This is a genomic window from Vibrio sp. E150_011, from assembly GCF_053544015.1.
This window is the reverse complement of record NZ_JBHFOL010000001.1, coordinates 213,309-230,209: the sequence shown is the minus strand read 5'-3', so window position 1 is coordinate 230,209 and position 16,901 is coordinate 213,309. Positions and strand designations below refer to the sequence as shown.

Sequence of the window (16,901 nt, the reverse complement as noted above, 5' to 3'; positions counted from 1 at the left end):
TTTAAAAATCCCTCTAGCCAAGGAAGTGCTAGAGGGGGAGAGTACCCAATGAAACTCGGGGAAATCAACTAATTAGAATCAGTAATTCGGCAAGTACTAAAGTAAAAACGGTTAAAATGAATATGTTGATAATCAAGCGAATACTTCTACTTAAAATTTAAATTAAATCCAAACTCGTAGGTCCCTTCGGTGGTCCGAGGTTCACCTGGACGGACTCTGTGCTGTCCATAGCGATATTTCACGTAAGGTTCGACGTATCTTGGTTTGAAGGTCAGGGTAAAATCAGCGTGTAATATGTTTGGTTCTAAGTCCGTATCAGACATTATGCGCTCATGATGTAATGAATAACTAAAATTCAACCAGTTAATCGGGGTATAACTGACCCCAATACTGTTTTTCCATTCTTGATCAGCGCTTGCGCCTGTTTCTAATATTTTACCAATGACGTTCTTTCGCCATTCATAAGCGCTAGAACCGAAAATAAGCACATCGTCCGCTAGCATGTTCCCGGCGAATAAGCCGACGTTATAGATGTCGACAATATCAGCTCGGCCATATGTGGCAAACGCTTCGGTGTAAGTTTCGCCGAGCAACATGCCATATCCGGCACCCAGTTCTAGGTATCCCGTGGAATCAACCTCGAAACCGAGGTTGATTTCTTCTGTGGCCTGGACGGTGCCGGAAACCGTGCCAACCCAAGAATCCCCGACTTTAGAGGTCTGCACACTCATCGTTGGCTCGTAATAAGCGAGCTCATGATGATCAGCATAGAGATGAAAAGGCAGCAAGAGCAATATGCATAGTTTTTTCATTGGTATTTACTCAAATAAAAAGGAGCCGATTAAATCGGCTCCTTTGATTTTTTAATTATTATTAGTTTGTATTACGAGCGGCTAACTCTATCTTTTACAGCCTGTTTGATTTGCTGACGTTGCTCTTGAGATAAATTGCGTAGCTTATTTTTCACATCATTAACAGTTTCTTGGGATACAGAATTAATGCGCTGTCCTTGGTTGTTGGTGCTTTCTGGGCTTGGTTGATTGATTACAGCGGCGAATAGTCGGCCATTTTCGTTTCTAAAAACAACTTCTGTACCATTATCAAGGCGAACAGTATATTGACCGTTTTCATTCTGTATGTGTCCAATGGTATTGCCTTGGTCATCGATGAGTGCGCCATCATTGACGATATACATATTGTCGTAATCATTGACTGCTATTATAGCGTTACCGTCACCATCAGTTCGAATGATTGCATTATTATCGCCGTCACCATGGATAACAACAGCTCCACCTATTTCTAAAATATCGCCGTAAGTTGGTAGGGTTCCACCATCAAACCCAGGGTCAATGATAGGAAGGTCATTGTCGGGATTTGGTCTAGCAATGACTGCAGCGAACAAACGGCCATTTTCATTTCTAAACACTACCTCGGTACCATCGTCAAGACGGACTGTATATTGCCCATTATCTTGTTGGATATGTCCAACGGTTTCACCTTTATCGTTAATCAATGCACCGTCTTTTACTACGTACATGTTGTCGTAGTCGTTAATGGCGATGATAGCGTTACCATCGCCATCGGTACGAATGATCGCATTGTTGTTATCATCACCTTGGATTATGATAGCGCCACCCACCTCTAATATATCTCCGTAAGTCGGAAGAGTTCCACCATCAAAGTCAGGGTCGATGATCGGTAATTCATTATCAGGGCGAGGAGGATGGTAGTCTGAAATAACTAAACGGCCATCAACATTTGTCAGAGTTATTTCACCACCGTTGTTACCATGAAAGATGTAGCCATCGTCTTGTCCTTGAATACTGCCGACAGCATCACCATTCTTATCGGTAACATCACCGTTCTTAACAAAGTAAGTGTCGCCATTTAAGTGGATGTAACCACTTCCTTCGTTATCAACAGCGACAAGAGCATTGTGCTCACCTTCATCACCTTGAATAAGCGCTGCGTTGAAAATATCACCTTCATAGGTTGTGACATCTGCAAACCCATCTTGAGGAGCAGGGCCTGACTCGCCGCCATTACTTGAACCGCTAGAAGAACAGCCAGCTAAAAAAGACGCGGCGATAAGTGTGCTGATAAGTTTAAGTTTCATGCTTTTCTCTCAAAAGTGTGTTGGAACTAAAAGTGTGCTTCATGCTTGTGAAGTGGCGTTCCTAGCCGATGAGAGAAGTATAGGGACTGAGAAGAACGCGCTCTAATGAAACGGTTTTATCATACAAATAACACTAAGTTATTAATAAAAAAGAGGAATGGGCTTGATAACCGCTGGTTATCAAGCATGAACACGATAAGGTTTTGAGGGGAGTATGAGGGGGCTTATTCTAATTCTAGGCTTAGACGAAGTTTCTTTCTCAACCATTGAGTGGTCGCATTGTTTCTGTTTTTGTAGTGATAATAACTGTTAATGTCGGTGTTAATGGCAGAGTTCCCAAATTGAATGTTAATTGAACGCAATCCAGGATGGGCGTCAAGGTTCAGATACATGGAGCCTGGAAAGAGAATGTCGGAGTTTTTAACTACATCGATAACTGCCGATGGCAACTCGGATCGGAATACAACGTTGGGTTCGATCCCCTTAACTTTTAAGACTTTTTCTGTGTTAGATAAGTTTGAGTTCCAATCTGCAGCGATTAATGTCGCCACTTCAAAACTCCCAGCATCTTGCATCTGAATGACATCTTTGTCGTAAGGGTGACCTTTTCTAACATAAGCTTTAAAAGTATCGGTAGTTAGGCGCGTTTGAACCAACTCTTTGGGGGCGTGTGCGATTGAATAGTTGAGACCGAGTTGAACATCATCATTAACGATATCTTGTAGTGTTGTTTTACCCCAGTTTAATAGCTGAATCTGTGTGTTCGGCGCTTCTTCTCTTATTGAGCGAAACAATTTACTTGCGGTGCTAGATAAGAAAAAAGGTGACATTGCAATCTTGATGGTGCCATCTAATGCACTGGGATCAAATTCTGATGAATGATTCACGGCATTGGATAGCTCATCTAATATAGGGGAGAGAGACTCTGCGAGAATGTTGGCTTTCTCTGTCGCTCTTAAGCCATGATGAGTTTTGACAAAGAGTTCATCATCAAAGTGGTCTCTTAAGCGCTGTAAGGCTTTACTCACTGCCGGTTGAGAGACAAACAAGCGTTCGGAGGCTTTTCTCATATTGCGTTCTTGATTCAAAATAAGAAACGTACGCAATAAATTGAGGTCGAGATTAGAAAAGAGATCTTTAGCCATACGGTATCCTTAACGACAAGTGACCTATTCATAGTAAGAATAAATGTTATGGGGCGTAAAGGGTAATTAACATAAATTACAATAAATTATGTAGATTTTGTTACGCTTGCCGATATAGTGACTGAGGTTAAAGGATTTATAAAAGGATTTAAGAATGACGCTTTCGATATCGGGTAAGCTCAGGATGAGTTTTCTAGCGCTTGGTGTACTGTTTATCGTCTCTTCGTTATTTGTTTATCGAAGTATTACGCAGGTACAAGACCAAACTCGCTCTTTGTTGCAGTATGATCTCCCAACGGTTGATGCGAGCCGTCAAGTTGGACAATCTCTTCAGGCTACGGTGTCTCTATTACGAGGTTACATGCTACTAAATAGTTCTGAAGCAGAACGTGAAAGTGGCCAGCAACTCGTATTAAATGCCTTTGATACGACCGATATTCAACTGATCAGTTTAGAGTCATTAATTTCAGTTCCGCATTATAACGGGCTCGATGAGTCTTGGAGTGAGATAAAAAGTACGGCTCAAGAAATTCTAACGTTGAGCCACAGTGACGACAACCTTCCTGCTCACTCTATGTTCATGAACGAAGCCGCTCCGATTGCCGAAGTTGCCCTCGATCAGTTGCAAGGTTTGATTAACGATGAAGCGGGTCGATCTGAGGGTGGCGAGCGAAAACGCTTGTTTAAGCTGTATGCTGATGGATATACCTCGCTTGCTAATGCGTTAGCAGCATTGCGTGATTACTTGCAGTATGGACAGCAAGACTATCTTGAAAAGTACAATGATTTGATGAAATACCACAAACAGGTTGTGAACGAAATCGCGAGCAAAACAGCGTTGCTTAGTGCGAGTGACCAAAGTTTGTGGTCGTTATTTAATGAGATGAAAGCTCTCTATTTTCCACTTGCAGACCAAGTGATCAAAATTCGTCAATCTTCTGATTGGGACCAAGCGAGTTATTTGATGACCGCCTCATTAATTCCTGCTGTCGATAACATGCAAACTCGCTTAGATACCATTGTGTCTGAACAACAAACTAATGCGTCCAACACGGAACGAAACATTGCAACTAGCATTGCGACTGTTGTGGTGATCCTGATGGCAAGTTGTGGTATCGCGTTGTTATCTGCATTGGTTGTTTCGAGTGTGATGGGACAACATATAGGGGCGCGTATTCGAACCATCGCCGGTCGAGCACAACAAATCGCGGCAGGGGATGTGTCAAATCCAGCTCTGGTCATTAAAGGGAGTGATGAATTGTCAGAGTTGACTCGCTCGGTAAACACAATGAACCTGTCCTTGGCGAATCTTGTCGGTGGCGTGACGGAGAATGCCACATCAGTGCAAGAAAGAATGACACAGTTGATACAATCGAGTCAGGACGGTTTGCAACGTATGGAGCGTCAATCACAGCACGTAGATGAGATTGGACATTCATTGTCAGAAGTCGCCGTTGGCGCAGAGCAAACTGCGCAACAAGTCCAAGATTCATCAACGACCTTATTTAACTCCAAGGCCGAGCTTCAAAATGGTGAGGTCGCACTAAGGGCTAATCAAGACAGTATGATTTCGTTATCTGAAGCCATAGAGAAAACACAACGATTGGTTGAAACCTTGAGCCAAGAGAGTCAAGCGATCGGTAAAGTAACCGAGGTGATTGAAGGGTTGGCCGAGCAGACCAATCTTCTGGCGTTAAATGCCGCGATTGAGGCCGCAAGAGCCGGAGAGCAAGGGCGTGGTTTTGCTGTCGTCGCCGATGAGGTTCGACTTCTGGCGAGTAGGACGACGGAATCAACCGGTGAGATTAATGGCATCATTCAAGCGATACAGTCGTCAACAGGGAAAGTAGCGGAGCAAATCAGCATTGGTACTCACATCGCAAATCAAGCGGTTGAGCATACTAACAACGCCGCTCAAAGAATTAAGTCGACAGGTGAGCAAGTTGAAAACGTTAATGATCAGATGAGCGCACTCGCGACCACCGCTGAGCAGCAAGCTTCAGCTACGCAGTCGATATCAATCTTGGTCAATGAAATCAATGAATCACTGAAAGTGGTGGCTCAACAATCTCGCGATGCTAACACTGTGACCGATGATGTAACAGCACGGGTCAAACAGCTCAATGAGCAGGTTGCCCAATTTAAATGCTAGCAGTTCGACCACGCTTTACATTTGAATGAAAACTAGGCGCTCATGAATGAGCGCCTAGTTTTTTGGTCATACTGAAATAGTCAATTGACGGTTGTTTTTCTGCTTTACTAGCGATTATCCTGATAATTAGATAGATTTTAATATTACTTTTAAGATCTTGTTGAAAATCGCCATGAATATTGAACATTTGAAACTACTGGTTCGCATTGCCTCTACTCATAATATTAGTTTGGCCGGCCAGGAGCTGGGCTTATCGCCTGCAGTGGCAAGTGCGCATATCAGTAAACTAGAGCAGAGTTTAGGTGTACGCTTGGTTCATCGCACAACGCGCAAAGTATCCCTTACAGAAGAGGGCGAATCGTTTTTACCCCATGCTGAAGAAGTGCTTGCGAGTGTTGAGGCGGCTCGTGGTTCTGTCGGCGCAGGTCATACCTCACCGTCAGGGACATTACGAATTACTGCCCCCGCGTCGTTTGGGCGTATGCACCTTATCCCCGCCTTGAAAGGTTTTTTGCAGCAGTATCCCGATTTGACGATGGACCTTCGTTTCTCCGATACCATGATTGATTTGGTAGAAGGGGGATTTGACATTGCAATCCGTAACGCCGAGTTGAAAAACTCAACGCTGGTGGCGCGAAAGCTTGCGCCTGATCACCGGATCGTCTGTGCCTCACCAGAGTACCTTGAGCGATACGGAGAACCACAAACGCCCCAAGACTTAGTGAAGCACCGATGCATTAATCTTGCAGGATTAGACTCATGGAATTTTAGTACATCGAGTGGGATGGTCACGGTAAAGACACGTGGGTGCATACGTACAGATAATGGTGATGCGATACGTGAAGCAACAATCGACGGGTTAGGGATCTCAATAAACTCAACGTGGAGTGCGTATCAGGGATTAGCAAGCGGTCAACTAGTTGAAATTTTAAAAGATTCGCCTCTCGTGCAAGAAACGGCACTTTGGGCTGTTTACCCCAGCTCGCGACTTATCGCGCCAAAAGTTCGCGCATTTATTGATTACTTTGCCGACTACTTTGGGCAACCGCCCTATTGGGATGTGCTACAACAAGGAAACCAATAGGGCTGATTAGATCGTATATACGTGATCATGATTGCCACGTGATACCTGTTAGTTAATTAATGAGTCAATTCGGTTCACGAGACGTTAGCGACCTGCCCAAAGGATATCAAGTGCGTCTATCACCTCTTGGGCCTTCGTATCGTCAAGCGCATCACGATGTGGCGGTGCGAAGGTTTCGATGTCATTATCATAATATTGACCGTGTGCTTGAGCGAATTCTTCAGAAAGCGCTGCTCGCACTAAGATATCGGCACCGACGCTTAAATCACTGCCAGCAATCCCATAGGCATCTTGTACCATTTTACTCCCCAGAAGCGATTTTGGGTTAACGGATACAATCATTGGCCCTTGCACCTTATTACGCAGTCCTAATACACGTGACCACATTGTTAGTGCGAGCTTGCTTTGCGCATACGCTTCGCCATGTGATAGCGACTTGTTGCCAGCAAGTGCGTCAAGGTTGACGGTGGATTGGGCAGCTGAAGACAGATTGACGATACGTCCTGATGGTGCCATTAATGGTATCAATTTTGATGTCAGTATATAAGGGGCGAGAGTGTTCACTGCAAAGCGTACATCAAGATTGTTAGCGGTAATGGTTGATACCGTGTTGAATACCCCCGCATTATTGATTAGAACATCAAGGGAAGAAAATCTGTTCGATACCTCTGTAACCATCGTGTCGATGGACGACATTACCGATAAATCTGCAACGATGGTATCGACACGCGCTGAAGAATCGAGTGCGATGAGTTGTTCCTTTACGTGCTGTACTTTGTCTGCACTGCGGCCATGGACGATGACATGATGCCCCTTTGTAACAAGCATCTTAACGGTTTCCAAACCGATACCATCGGTCGCGCCTGTTACTAGAATAGATTTTTGCATGTTAGAGCTCTCTTATTGAAAAAACGGGTTCATCTTGGAAAAGTCTACATCCCTTATAATTAATCCGTAATCTATTATTCACGGACTACTATTTAGTGTAGTCAGTAATACGACGGTGATGACGCTTCCGGCCGACATAGTTAAGCCTAACACCATTGATTGAAAAGATAATATTGGTAAAGAGCGAATCAGTTTTTAGTTTCTATTGATAATGAGCGGCTTTCGTTGTTAGGACATAACAAAGCTCACTTCTTTTAGTTCGTCACAGCGTGAGATTTGAAACCGATTTATTTAGCGTTAAACGGGTGGGAAAAAATGGGGGCAACCGACAATTTAAATTATGGCAACCGACATGTATGGGTAAACCAAGTAATTAGAGCGATGGATGAGTGGCGTTGATACTTGCATTGAATAGCAGGCCTTTGCCCTAACTTTGCGTCAGAAAAAAGACCTGGGCTTGATTACGCCTTCAGGCGATTATTCTTATCGCGACTGCTCTTAATTCGCTCAGCATGATCAATAGCTTGAGTCGATTTGGCCAATCGATCATAAAGCAAGACATTTACCGTAGCGGCAAGATTCATGCAACCGATAGTGGGCACATAGACCACATGACTCGCTTTATCGACAATCTCTTGTGGTATTGAGCCATCTTCTGGCCCGAAGACATACATAGCATTTTCTGGGTGACTAAACTCAGGAAGCGGGGTAGCACCTTCCGCCAATTCAACACATACAATCTCGCTATTAGGCGCTAAGTTACCAATAAGATTTTGTGCAGCCACAAGAGGAATCGTTTGGTGAACATTTTTCGTGTCGGTTTGAAATTTAGCAGCACGAGCAAATCGTTCACCATTATAACGAACTTCCGATGCTTGATAACAACCAGCCGCACGCATAACCGCCCCTACGTTGGTAGGGCTCTTTGGGTTCACTAGACCAATAACAACAGACATTTCATTTGCCACAAACGGATTCCTCTAAACAGTTAGGCTCAGGAGTATACCGAGAAATCACGCATTGATAAGCGTTGAATTTAAAAAAAGTAAAAAGAGTGGGGGGATCGGTGTGATAGGCAATGTTTTAGGTCGTCAATTCTTGCTATTGATATCTACTGCATCGTGTTGGAGATAGAAAGCGCTTGCTAGTCTGGTTTTTGTGCGATTGTTATTCATTTTAATTCAATTATTGATAATTTCGATTTTGCTCACGATTTTCATCGTTCATGAGCAATATATGATGGTTTAATGCACGTTTTTAACGGATAAGGCAGATTTTATAAGTCAGGTTGGCTAGAATAATTTTCAAAGAGCTGAGCTATTATGATTATTTAGGAAAGCGCTTTCTTTTGTGTTAGGTGAGCTACTATTAGTAAATCTAGAAGATTAGCGCCGCGTCTGGATGAATGATGGGCCTTTGAGGTTGTAATTAGGCTTATAATGGATTTTAAACTTGCAATGAGAAGGCGAAATTTAAATGGCTTCATAAGCTACAAAGAAAGCGCTTTCATTGTGATGTGGATTAGCAGCACGTAAACATGACGTTATTGACTACCAAGGATATGTGGAATGAGAACATCAAATAGAAGTTTTAAACTGGCGAATGTTGCACTTGTGGCAGCGTTGTCAGCGGCAATGGTGGGTTGTGGGGATGATAGTTTGGCGGTGAATGAAACCCCTCAAACACCAGATGTACCTGAAGTACCAGAAACCGGTAACGATTTCGTTGTGTTTAAAGACTCGCTAAATAGCTATTGGCCGACATGGGATTGCTGTGGCGGGACAACGCCTACTAATCCAGAAGAACTAAATGAGTATGGAACGGTAACCGAGTTTCGAGTAGGGGATACACCCGCAGTATTGGGTTTTGTTCGAGCTGAATCTCGTGGCGCGTTAGATGCGAGTGCTTATGAACTAGAGGGTACGCTAGAGTTTGATATCAAGCTGATGACCAGCCCTGGAGAGACAACTTGGGCGGTGAAATTAGAAAGTAACGGCGGGCCAGAAAATGGCAATCAAGGTGAAGCGGTTGAGGTTGAGCTGACTACACCAACAGAAAACTGGCAGCATGTCACCGTCACACTCGCTGACCTTGCTAATAGCGGCTTGGATCTGTCGAGCATTGACAACGTTCTTATATTCCCTAAATGGGGAGAGGGGGCTGGCGCTGTGTATCGTGTCGATAATGTTGAGTTTACCTCAGATGGTAATTCCTCGACCCCAACGGATCCGCAACCAAACCCTGACGCCGATGCCGGTGATAAATTAGACATCACAAGTGCGATGATAGATTTTGGTGGAGCGACGACAGTACTAAATGCAACCAATCCAATCTATACCGATGTCGCGCCCGCAAGTAGTAATAATACCGTGATTAAAACCGACAAACCGGCGTCTGCTGAAGATTGGGCGGGTACAACGCTGGGTGACACGACTCGCCTGAACTTGACTGCTGATCGTAGTAAAGTATCCGTGTGGGTTTATTCACCAGAAACGAGCGTGCCAGTTTTACTTAAGGTCGAAAATCAAGCCGATGATAGTCAGTTTGCAGAAGTATTAGTGCATACCACGGTTGCACAATCTTGGGAAAAACTGACGTTTGATTTTACCGACTTAAATAGCGGCTCAATTAATGACAGCGACATTTTTGACAAAAAATCGATTTTCTTTGATTTCTTAGTTGATGCCAATGAAGACAAAACTTTCTATTGGGATGATGTGACGTTTGTTGAGGCGGATGATGAAGTGACGCCACCCGTAGAGCCGCCTGTGGAACCGCCTGTCGATGAAAAGACACCTGCTTTTACCATTTATTCTGATTTAGCCAACCCTAAATGGGCGGCGTGGGACTGCTGTGGTGGCACAACCCCTTCTATTGTTGAGGATGGCGAATACGGTAACGTCACGAAATTTGAAGTAGTGGGTGCAACCGTACTCGGGTTTACGACTCGAAGCGATGCTCAAGATACTGGCCATACCGCCGTGGATGGTGTGCCTTATGACGCAAGCGCGCTTGCAGAGACAGGGACATTAGAGTTTGACCTTAAACTCGTGACTCCGCCAACGGATGGCGCCGCAACCTGGAAGTTAAAAATTGAAAGTGTAGAAGGTGTGCCCCTTGAGGTTGATTTGCCGAGTGCCCCGACGTCCGATTGGCAACACTTTAGCTTTAACCTGGCAGATTTCGCCAAACAAGGCGTGAATCTAAGTGCCATAGACTTGGTGATGGTATTTCCAGCATGGGGAACAGGCAATGGTGCGGTGTTCCATATCGATAACGTCAATTTCTTCGCTACTGGCGCCACGCAAGAGCCGGATGTGCCAGCCGTGCCGGACGGGCCGACTGACGGTGTAGGGGATATTGGTGATACGGGTTTAGTCGTGAATGGTGGGTTTGAACTGGGTAGTTTTGAAGGCTGGGCGGTGGAAGGCGCGCATATGACTGTTGAACAAGATACCGGTGGAACGTATTTGGCCAAGTTAGTCGCACCTGAGGCGCAAAACCCATTCATTAAACAAGATCGAATTGGAGAAGGTGTGATCACGGCTGGTCAAAGTTTAACGGTATCTTTTGATTTGAAGGGCTCGGCGAGTGATGGAGGCGTTGTTAATGCACTACTGTTCTCCGAAGGATCGGCAGGGGTGTCTAAGACAGACCCATTACTATCTATTATGCCTACCGATGATTGGGTAAGTCATAGCTTCGATGTGACTACTGGATCTGATGTTGAATGGGGCGTCTCTATGCTGCTACAGCCGGTGTGTGGCGCGGTCGCAGGATGCGAAGTGACGGCGTATTTCGATAACGTTTCTATTACTGCAAATTAATACTGCCTCAGGTCTCTGGAACGGGTGTTCTAGGGGCCTTTATAATTGATGAAATGAATCGCGATAGACATAAAAATAAAAGTGTGCAAGGAAGAAGCAATGAAAAAATGCAGTTTAAAAGCAGCAATGCTAGTCGGTTTAACGCTTGCGATGTCGGGATGTGGCGATGAACAACTCACCGCCACGCCTTCAACGCCCGGTGGAGGTGGGTCTGATTCTACGGAGTTAACTCCTCAGCCAATCCCGCTTATTCAACCTACCGCGGCTAACGGCGATGCTTTATTGGGTAACCCTGATTATCTTGCTATATCTTATGGAGCATGGCGCACGACGGTTCGAGAGTCCGGTGCCAACGTGCCCACTGTCGACCAACAAAAAGAAGACATGAAAATTTTGGCAGCAATGGGAATTAAGGTGCTGCGAACGTATAACACGCGAGGTTTTATCGGGTTAGATGGTAAGAGTAATACAGAAAATCTCTTACAAGCGATTAGGGAGTTGAAAGCCGAAGACAGCAGTTTTGAAATGTATGTAATGTTGGGGGTTTGGATTGAAGCGCTAAACTCTTGGACCGATCAGCCGGTCATTCATGACCAAGAAAGCCCTAAAAATGCGTTGGAAATAGCAAAAGCGAAAGAGCTGGCGTTAGCCTATCCGGAAATTGTCAAAGTGATTGCTGTGGGTAACGAAGCAATGGTCAACTGGGCTGAGTACCATGTGGTGCCTAAAATTATTTTGGATCATGTGACGGATTTACAAAGCTGGAAATTTGATGATCAAAGCACCTCTCGTATCTGGGTTACCTCTTCGGACAACTATGCGGTGTGGGCGGGTACGGACCCAAGCGGTAATACCGGTGACCAAGCGAGTCTAAAGGCCTTAATCGAAACCGTTGATTATGTCTCTATGCACTCTTATGCCCACCACGACACCTATTATGATCCAACATTCTCTGAACAATGGAAAGTCCCAGAAAGCCTTCAGAGTTCAACGCTGAAAGAGCAAATCGATGCGTCAATGGATAAAGCGTTTGACCGTACCCTCGATCAATTTGCCGACGTGCAAACTTTCGTTCATAACATTGATTCAAGCCTGCCTATTCACATAGGGGAAACGGGTTGGTCTTCCGTGTCTTCAGAAATGTTTGGCGCTGGCGGAACACAAGCGGCGGATGAATATAAACAGAAAATCTTCTATGACGATATGCGCGATTTTACCAATGACTTTGGTGCGTCTCTGTTCTATTTCCAAGCATTTGATGAGCCTTGGAAAGGTGACCCAAACAATCCAACCCACTCTGAAAAACACTTTGGACTGATTGATATTGATGGCAACGTCAAGTACTTGGCATGGGATAAGGTTGATACGCTCAATGATCTTGGGTTGACCCGTGGCGATGTGTCTTCATTCACTGCCAGTTTTGGTGGGGATGAACTGACATTGATGGATTCGGTGCTGCCTCCTCCGTATGCGCCAGTGACAGCGCCGCCACAAGATGGCGAGTTTAGAGTATTAGGAAGCGTTCTTTATGACGGTGCTATTGCCTATGGTTGGGATAACCCTGCCACGGCATGGGCGGGGGTGGATGCTGACACTGGTGTATTGACTATCGCGGCTAACCCGGCAACGGCGAAAGATTGGGGGTGGGGCGCTGGTGTTGGCATTAACAACCAAACCAGTAACTTAACCCAGTCAACGAAAATGACGTTTGAGATCCGTGGCGTTGACGGCGGAGAAAGTGTCTTGGCACGATTCGGGTTTGATTTGGGCTACCAAACGACGGCTTCTGGTGGGTCGAATCACTGGGTAAGATTTAACGCTGGACAGGGTTACACCCTGACAACGGACTGGGTCAAATATACGATTGACCTTAGCGACTTCTCTAATGCAGCCAATGCTGATCTAAGCGTTGTTAACTCTCCATTTACTATTGGAGATGTCTATTCAGAATCTGGTGGTAGTGCACCGACTCGTAGCGATATAGAAATCAGGAATATCTCTTGGTTAGAGTAGCGTAGGCGATTCTTTGATGCGCTGAAGGGCGCGTTCAAATGTGCGATAGCTGAATCCTTGGCTATCGCCGCTATCTAATATTGTTTATTTCCATGAGGGCGATTTGCCATCGTGCGGGTGAACTTTGTCTGAAAAAGTTGAGGCGATGATGTTGTACAGAATGATATTACTGGCGGGAATAATGATGGGGTTCGCTCAGCCTGCTTACGCCGGGTGGGAGGTTCAATGGATTGACCGATTCGATGGAAATGGGGTGGATTGGAGCGCATGGACACCACAAACCAAAGCCAACTATAACAACGAGGTACAATGCTATACCTCCGATGATTATTCTGATTTGCGAAATTACGAAGTATCAGACGGTACCCTGAAGATCATTTCACGCAAGAAAACCCATAATTGCATGACGCTTGGTGGGCAGCAACGGACGTGGACTTCTGGTCGCATCAACACCAAAGATAAGCAGGAGTTTTTATACGGCCGTGTGGAAGCTCGAATTCGATTTCACAATCTAGAAGCTGGGACGTGGCCGGCTTTCTGGATGTTGGAAAATCGTATTTTTGAACAACCAATTAAAGGCGATGGCGATAGTGTGAACTGGCCCTTGGCCGGTGCGGGAGAAATTGATGTGTGGGAGTGGTTTGCTAATCAGCCAGACGTTTACATTACCAATTTCTACAATGCGAATGGTTGCGGCCATGAAGTCCGCTACCCTTACCCTAATGGCCGTCTACAAGTCAAAGAATGGCACCAATATGCGATGGAGTGGACACATGACGATATTCGTTTCTTTGTGAACGATACCTTAGTTGCCGCTCACGATGTCAGTCAGTGCCCGCAATATAAGGAACCCATGTTTGTGTTACTCAACCTGGCAATGGGTGGGAACCTAGGTGGAAATATCGACCCTGATTTAAGCACCGCTAAGTTGGAAATCGATTACGTTGCTCATTGCCAAAAGAGTGAAACCAGTAGCGCTGAATATTGTAATGAGCAAACACCTGTCTCGGATAATACATCGCCAGCCCCTTCCCTTCCCGATGTTTACTTGACGATGCAACAAGATGGTAAAACAACGTCTCTTGTTGACCCAGAAAACGGCATAGTGACGTTAATTGCAAACCTTGAGTTAGCGGATGGTACAGAAGAAGACTATTCCCTCATTTGGCAGTCTCAAGCACTTCCTAGCCCTGAAACTCGCTATAACACCCTCGTTTTTGACCCATCTTCAATGACCGATGGGACTTACCGTGTCGAAGTGGCGCTTCGCCACAACTCAAATTCAGCCTTGTCTGACCAAGATGACATTGAATTCCAAGTAATGACCGCTGGAGATATTGAGCCGGCGCCTCATGGTTCGTCTGACTCATCGGGTGGAAGCAGCGGTTTATTCATTTTATTAAGCCTATTTGGATGTGCCTTACTAAGGCAGCGTCGTCGTTAATTTAAATGTAATTAGAAGGAACTCGAATATGATGTGGAAAAAATTAGGCGCGATGCTGTTATGCACAACATTGTTCGGTTGTGGCGGTGGAGGAGACGGAACGGAGAGTGGCCCGAGTGGGTCAACGCCACCGCAAGAAGAAACAACACAGCGATTAACCTTACAATTAACCGACGCTAACAGTCAGGCGCCGATCAACGGTGTGTCATTGATGATTTCAGGTGAATCAAGGACGACTAACGCTCAAGGCTCGGCCTATTATGACTTAGAGCAAGGTAGTTACATCGTACTGGCGACAAAGTCGGGGTATGTCTCTGAACAAAAATCAGTCCAACTTGAAGAAAGTGACCAGACAGTTTCAATAGTCCTAGAACAAGATGTTGATGAGCCAGCACCAGAAGAAATGTATGTGTTCCACTCAGAGCACGATGACTCCTATTATATGGAGTTTTGGGGGGATGATTGGGGTTCGGGGGCGACAATTTCTAACCAAGTCGTTGATGATAACTTTAGTAAAGTACTTGAATTAAGTAGTGGGATTAACTGGGGCAAAGGCGCGGGTATTGCTTGGGGAAATGAGCAAGCAAACAGCATTGATGCCTCGATGTATAATTACGCACGTTTTAACTTAAAATCCAATGGATTTGAGAAGGTTGAAGTCCATGTTCAAGGCTTCAATATTCCTAATTTTAGCATTACTCTACTTACCAGCTCTGGCACGGCATTGGCGGATGGTTGGAGACAGTTTGAGGTGGCAATACCTGCTACGACTCAACTTCGTTGGTTTGCTTTAACCTTTCCGAGTGAGGTAGAGGCATCAGTGTTAATCAGTGATATTTCTTTGATAAATAAAACCGTACAAAAGAGTGAACCATCGGTTTCTGCGCCAATCCCGACTGTTTCTGATGCTGATGTTTTTTCAATTTATAGCGACAGCCTAAATGAAGACAAATTTGTCTCACTCTGGAATGAGAACTGGTGGAATGCGCCATTTTACTCTGAAGAAAGCATGAATGGTGACTATTACGCACGTTATGAAATTGTAGGAGAAGGCTCCCAAGGTGGCGTGACAGGTATTCAATTTGGTATTGAATACGGCAGCGTTGATGTATCACATCATGATACGTGGAATGTTGATCTCTACATAGAATCAGGTATTAGCAAGGTGGTGCTGCAATTAGTTTCGACGGATGGTTCGGCAACATACGCATTGGATAATCCTCAGACAGGACAATGGTTGTCGCTTGCGATTCCATTTTCAGATATGACGCTTAACGGTAATGCAGCGTTGAACACGGCACAATTGCAGATGGCTGGCATTCAACTTTGGGGAGCAGAAACAAAAGCAATATTTGTCGATAATTTTTACTTTTCAGGCACATCTAATCAATATGATATCAATGTGTTGGTGAAGGATGAGCAAGGGCTTCCTTTAGCGAGTGCTGACGTGTTGGTCGGCGTTAGTGGTGACTTTGATGAACCCTATACAGTAAAAACAAGTGATAGCGGCATCGCAGTTCTGACGTTAACGCAAGGTACTCAAAAAATTAAAGCATTGGCGGATGGATACGGTATTACACAAGTACTAACTGTCATTGGTAGTGTGAATGACCTGACGCTTTCGCTTACTCCATTGGCATCGCAGCCTAGTATGGCGGCCCCTATACCGACGGTTGCCAATGAAGATGTCATTGCGCTATTTAGTGACTCACTGTCTAGCCCTCACTACGTTACTTATTGGTCAGATGCGTGGTGGAACCCGCCAGTTCATTCAATGATCTCAATTTTGGGGAATCAAACGTCGAAATTCCAAATTACGCCAGATGGTGTGGCGGGTGGAACAACAGGTATTCAGTACGGTGTTGAACCGGGCAGCCCAGTTGACGCATCGCAAATGACAGGGCTGCGGTTCGATTTTTATGCGACTTCTGGCGTGACGCAAGCTCAGTTCCAGTTACTGTCTGAAAGTGGTCCGCTGTTGCTTATGATGGAAAACATCACCACAGAGGAATGGATATCCGTTGAACTATCATTTGATGCATTAGGCGCAACTAGCCAGTATGACAAAACAAAAATGACGCAATTAGGTATGGCGTTATGGGGAACGACTAGCGATAGTGTTTATCTCGATAATCTCTATTTTTATTGATTGAAAATGTGAGATGTCGATAATTAGCGAATAGCGAAAAATTAGCCATTAAAAAGAGCGCCTAGGCGCTCTTTTTCTGCTCA

11 protein-coding genes are annotated in these 16,901 nt (G+C 45.0%); 6 read left to right on the top strand and 5 right to left on the bottom strand.

Annotated elements, in window-relative coordinates; all coding sequences use genetic code 11:
- Positions 1-146: 146 nt before the first annotated feature.
- The 3 genes from ACE1OE_RS00865 to ACE1OE_RS00855 form a co-directional block, all read right to left on the bottom strand.
- Positions 147-812 carry a hypothetical protein gene (locus ACE1OE_RS00865; protein WP_449209766.1) on the bottom strand — a complete coding sequence of 222 codons (666 nt, stop codon included), beginning with the start codon at positions 810-812 and terminating at the stop codon, positions 147-149.
- A gap of 71 nt (positions 813-883) precedes the next feature.
- Positions 884-2,116: a hypothetical protein gene (locus tag ACE1OE_RS00860; RefSeq protein ID WP_449209765.1), complete on the bottom strand. Its 1,233-nt coding sequence runs from the start codon at positions 2,114-2,116 to the stop codon at positions 884-886.
- Positions 2,117-2,340: 224 nt separating this feature from the next.
- On the bottom strand, positions 2,341-3,261 hold the full coding sequence (locus ACE1OE_RS00855; protein WP_449209764.1) for a LysR family transcriptional regulator: 921 nt from the start codon (positions 3,259-3,261) through the stop codon (positions 2,341-2,343).
- 154 nt (positions 3,262-3,415) lie between these two features.
- Here ACE1OE_RS00855 and ACE1OE_RS00850 point away from each other — a divergent pair, with 154 nt between their 5' ends.
- Positions 3,416-5,413, top strand: a complete 1,998-nt coding sequence (locus ACE1OE_RS00850; protein ID WP_449209763.1) for a HAMP domain-containing methyl-accepting chemotaxis protein — start codon at positions 3,416-3,418, stop codon at positions 5,411-5,413.
- Between the two features lie 172 nt (positions 5,414-5,585).
- Positions 5,586-6,497, top strand: a complete 912-nt coding sequence (locus tag ACE1OE_RS00845) for a LysR family transcriptional regulator (RefSeq protein WP_449209762.1) — start codon at positions 5,586-5,588, stop codon at positions 6,495-6,497.
- A gap of 84 nt (positions 6,498-6,581) precedes the next feature.
- On the opposite strand, the gene ACE1OE_RS00840 is transcribed toward ACE1OE_RS00845, so the two are convergent.
- Entirely contained in the window at positions 6,582-7,385 is an 804-nt protein-coding gene (locus ACE1OE_RS00840) for an SDR family NAD(P)-dependent oxidoreductase (protein WP_449209761.1), read from the bottom strand.
- A gap of 461 nt (positions 7,386-7,846) precedes the next feature.
- Positions 7,847-8,341, bottom strand: a complete 495-nt coding sequence (locus tag ACE1OE_RS00835; RefSeq protein WP_449210094.1) for an RNA methyltransferase — start codon at positions 8,339-8,341, stop codon at positions 7,847-7,849.
- A 612-nt stretch (positions 8,342-8,953) separates the two neighbouring features.
- Here ACE1OE_RS00835 and ACE1OE_RS00830 point away from each other — a divergent pair.
- The 4 genes from ACE1OE_RS00830 (at position 8,954) to ACE1OE_RS00815 (ending at position 16,818) form a co-directional block, all read left to right on the top strand.
- Positions 8,954-11,212: a hypothetical protein gene (locus ACE1OE_RS00830; RefSeq protein WP_449209760.1), complete on the top strand. Its 2,259-nt coding sequence runs from the start codon at positions 8,954-8,956 to the stop codon at positions 11,210-11,212.
- A 99-nt stretch (positions 11,213-11,311) separates the two neighbouring features.
- The gene (locus tag ACE1OE_RS00825; protein ID WP_449209759.1) at positions 11,312-13,225 is read left to right on the top strand and encodes a hypothetical protein; all 1,914 of its coding nucleotides are present in this window, start codon (positions 11,312-11,314) and stop codon (positions 13,223-13,225) included.
- Between the two features lie 124 nt (positions 13,226-13,349).
- Complete coding sequence (locus ACE1OE_RS00820) at positions 13,350-14,669, top strand: glycoside hydrolase family 16 protein (protein WP_449209758.1); 1,320 nt, start codon at positions 13,350-13,352, stop codon at positions 14,667-14,669.
- A gap of 28 nt (positions 14,670-14,697) precedes the next feature.
- Positions 14,698-16,818, top strand: a complete 2,121-nt coding sequence (locus tag ACE1OE_RS00815; RefSeq protein WP_449209757.1) for a carboxypeptidase-like regulatory domain-containing protein — start codon at positions 14,698-14,700, stop codon at positions 16,816-16,818.
- Positions 16,819-16,901 lie beyond the last annotated feature (83 nt).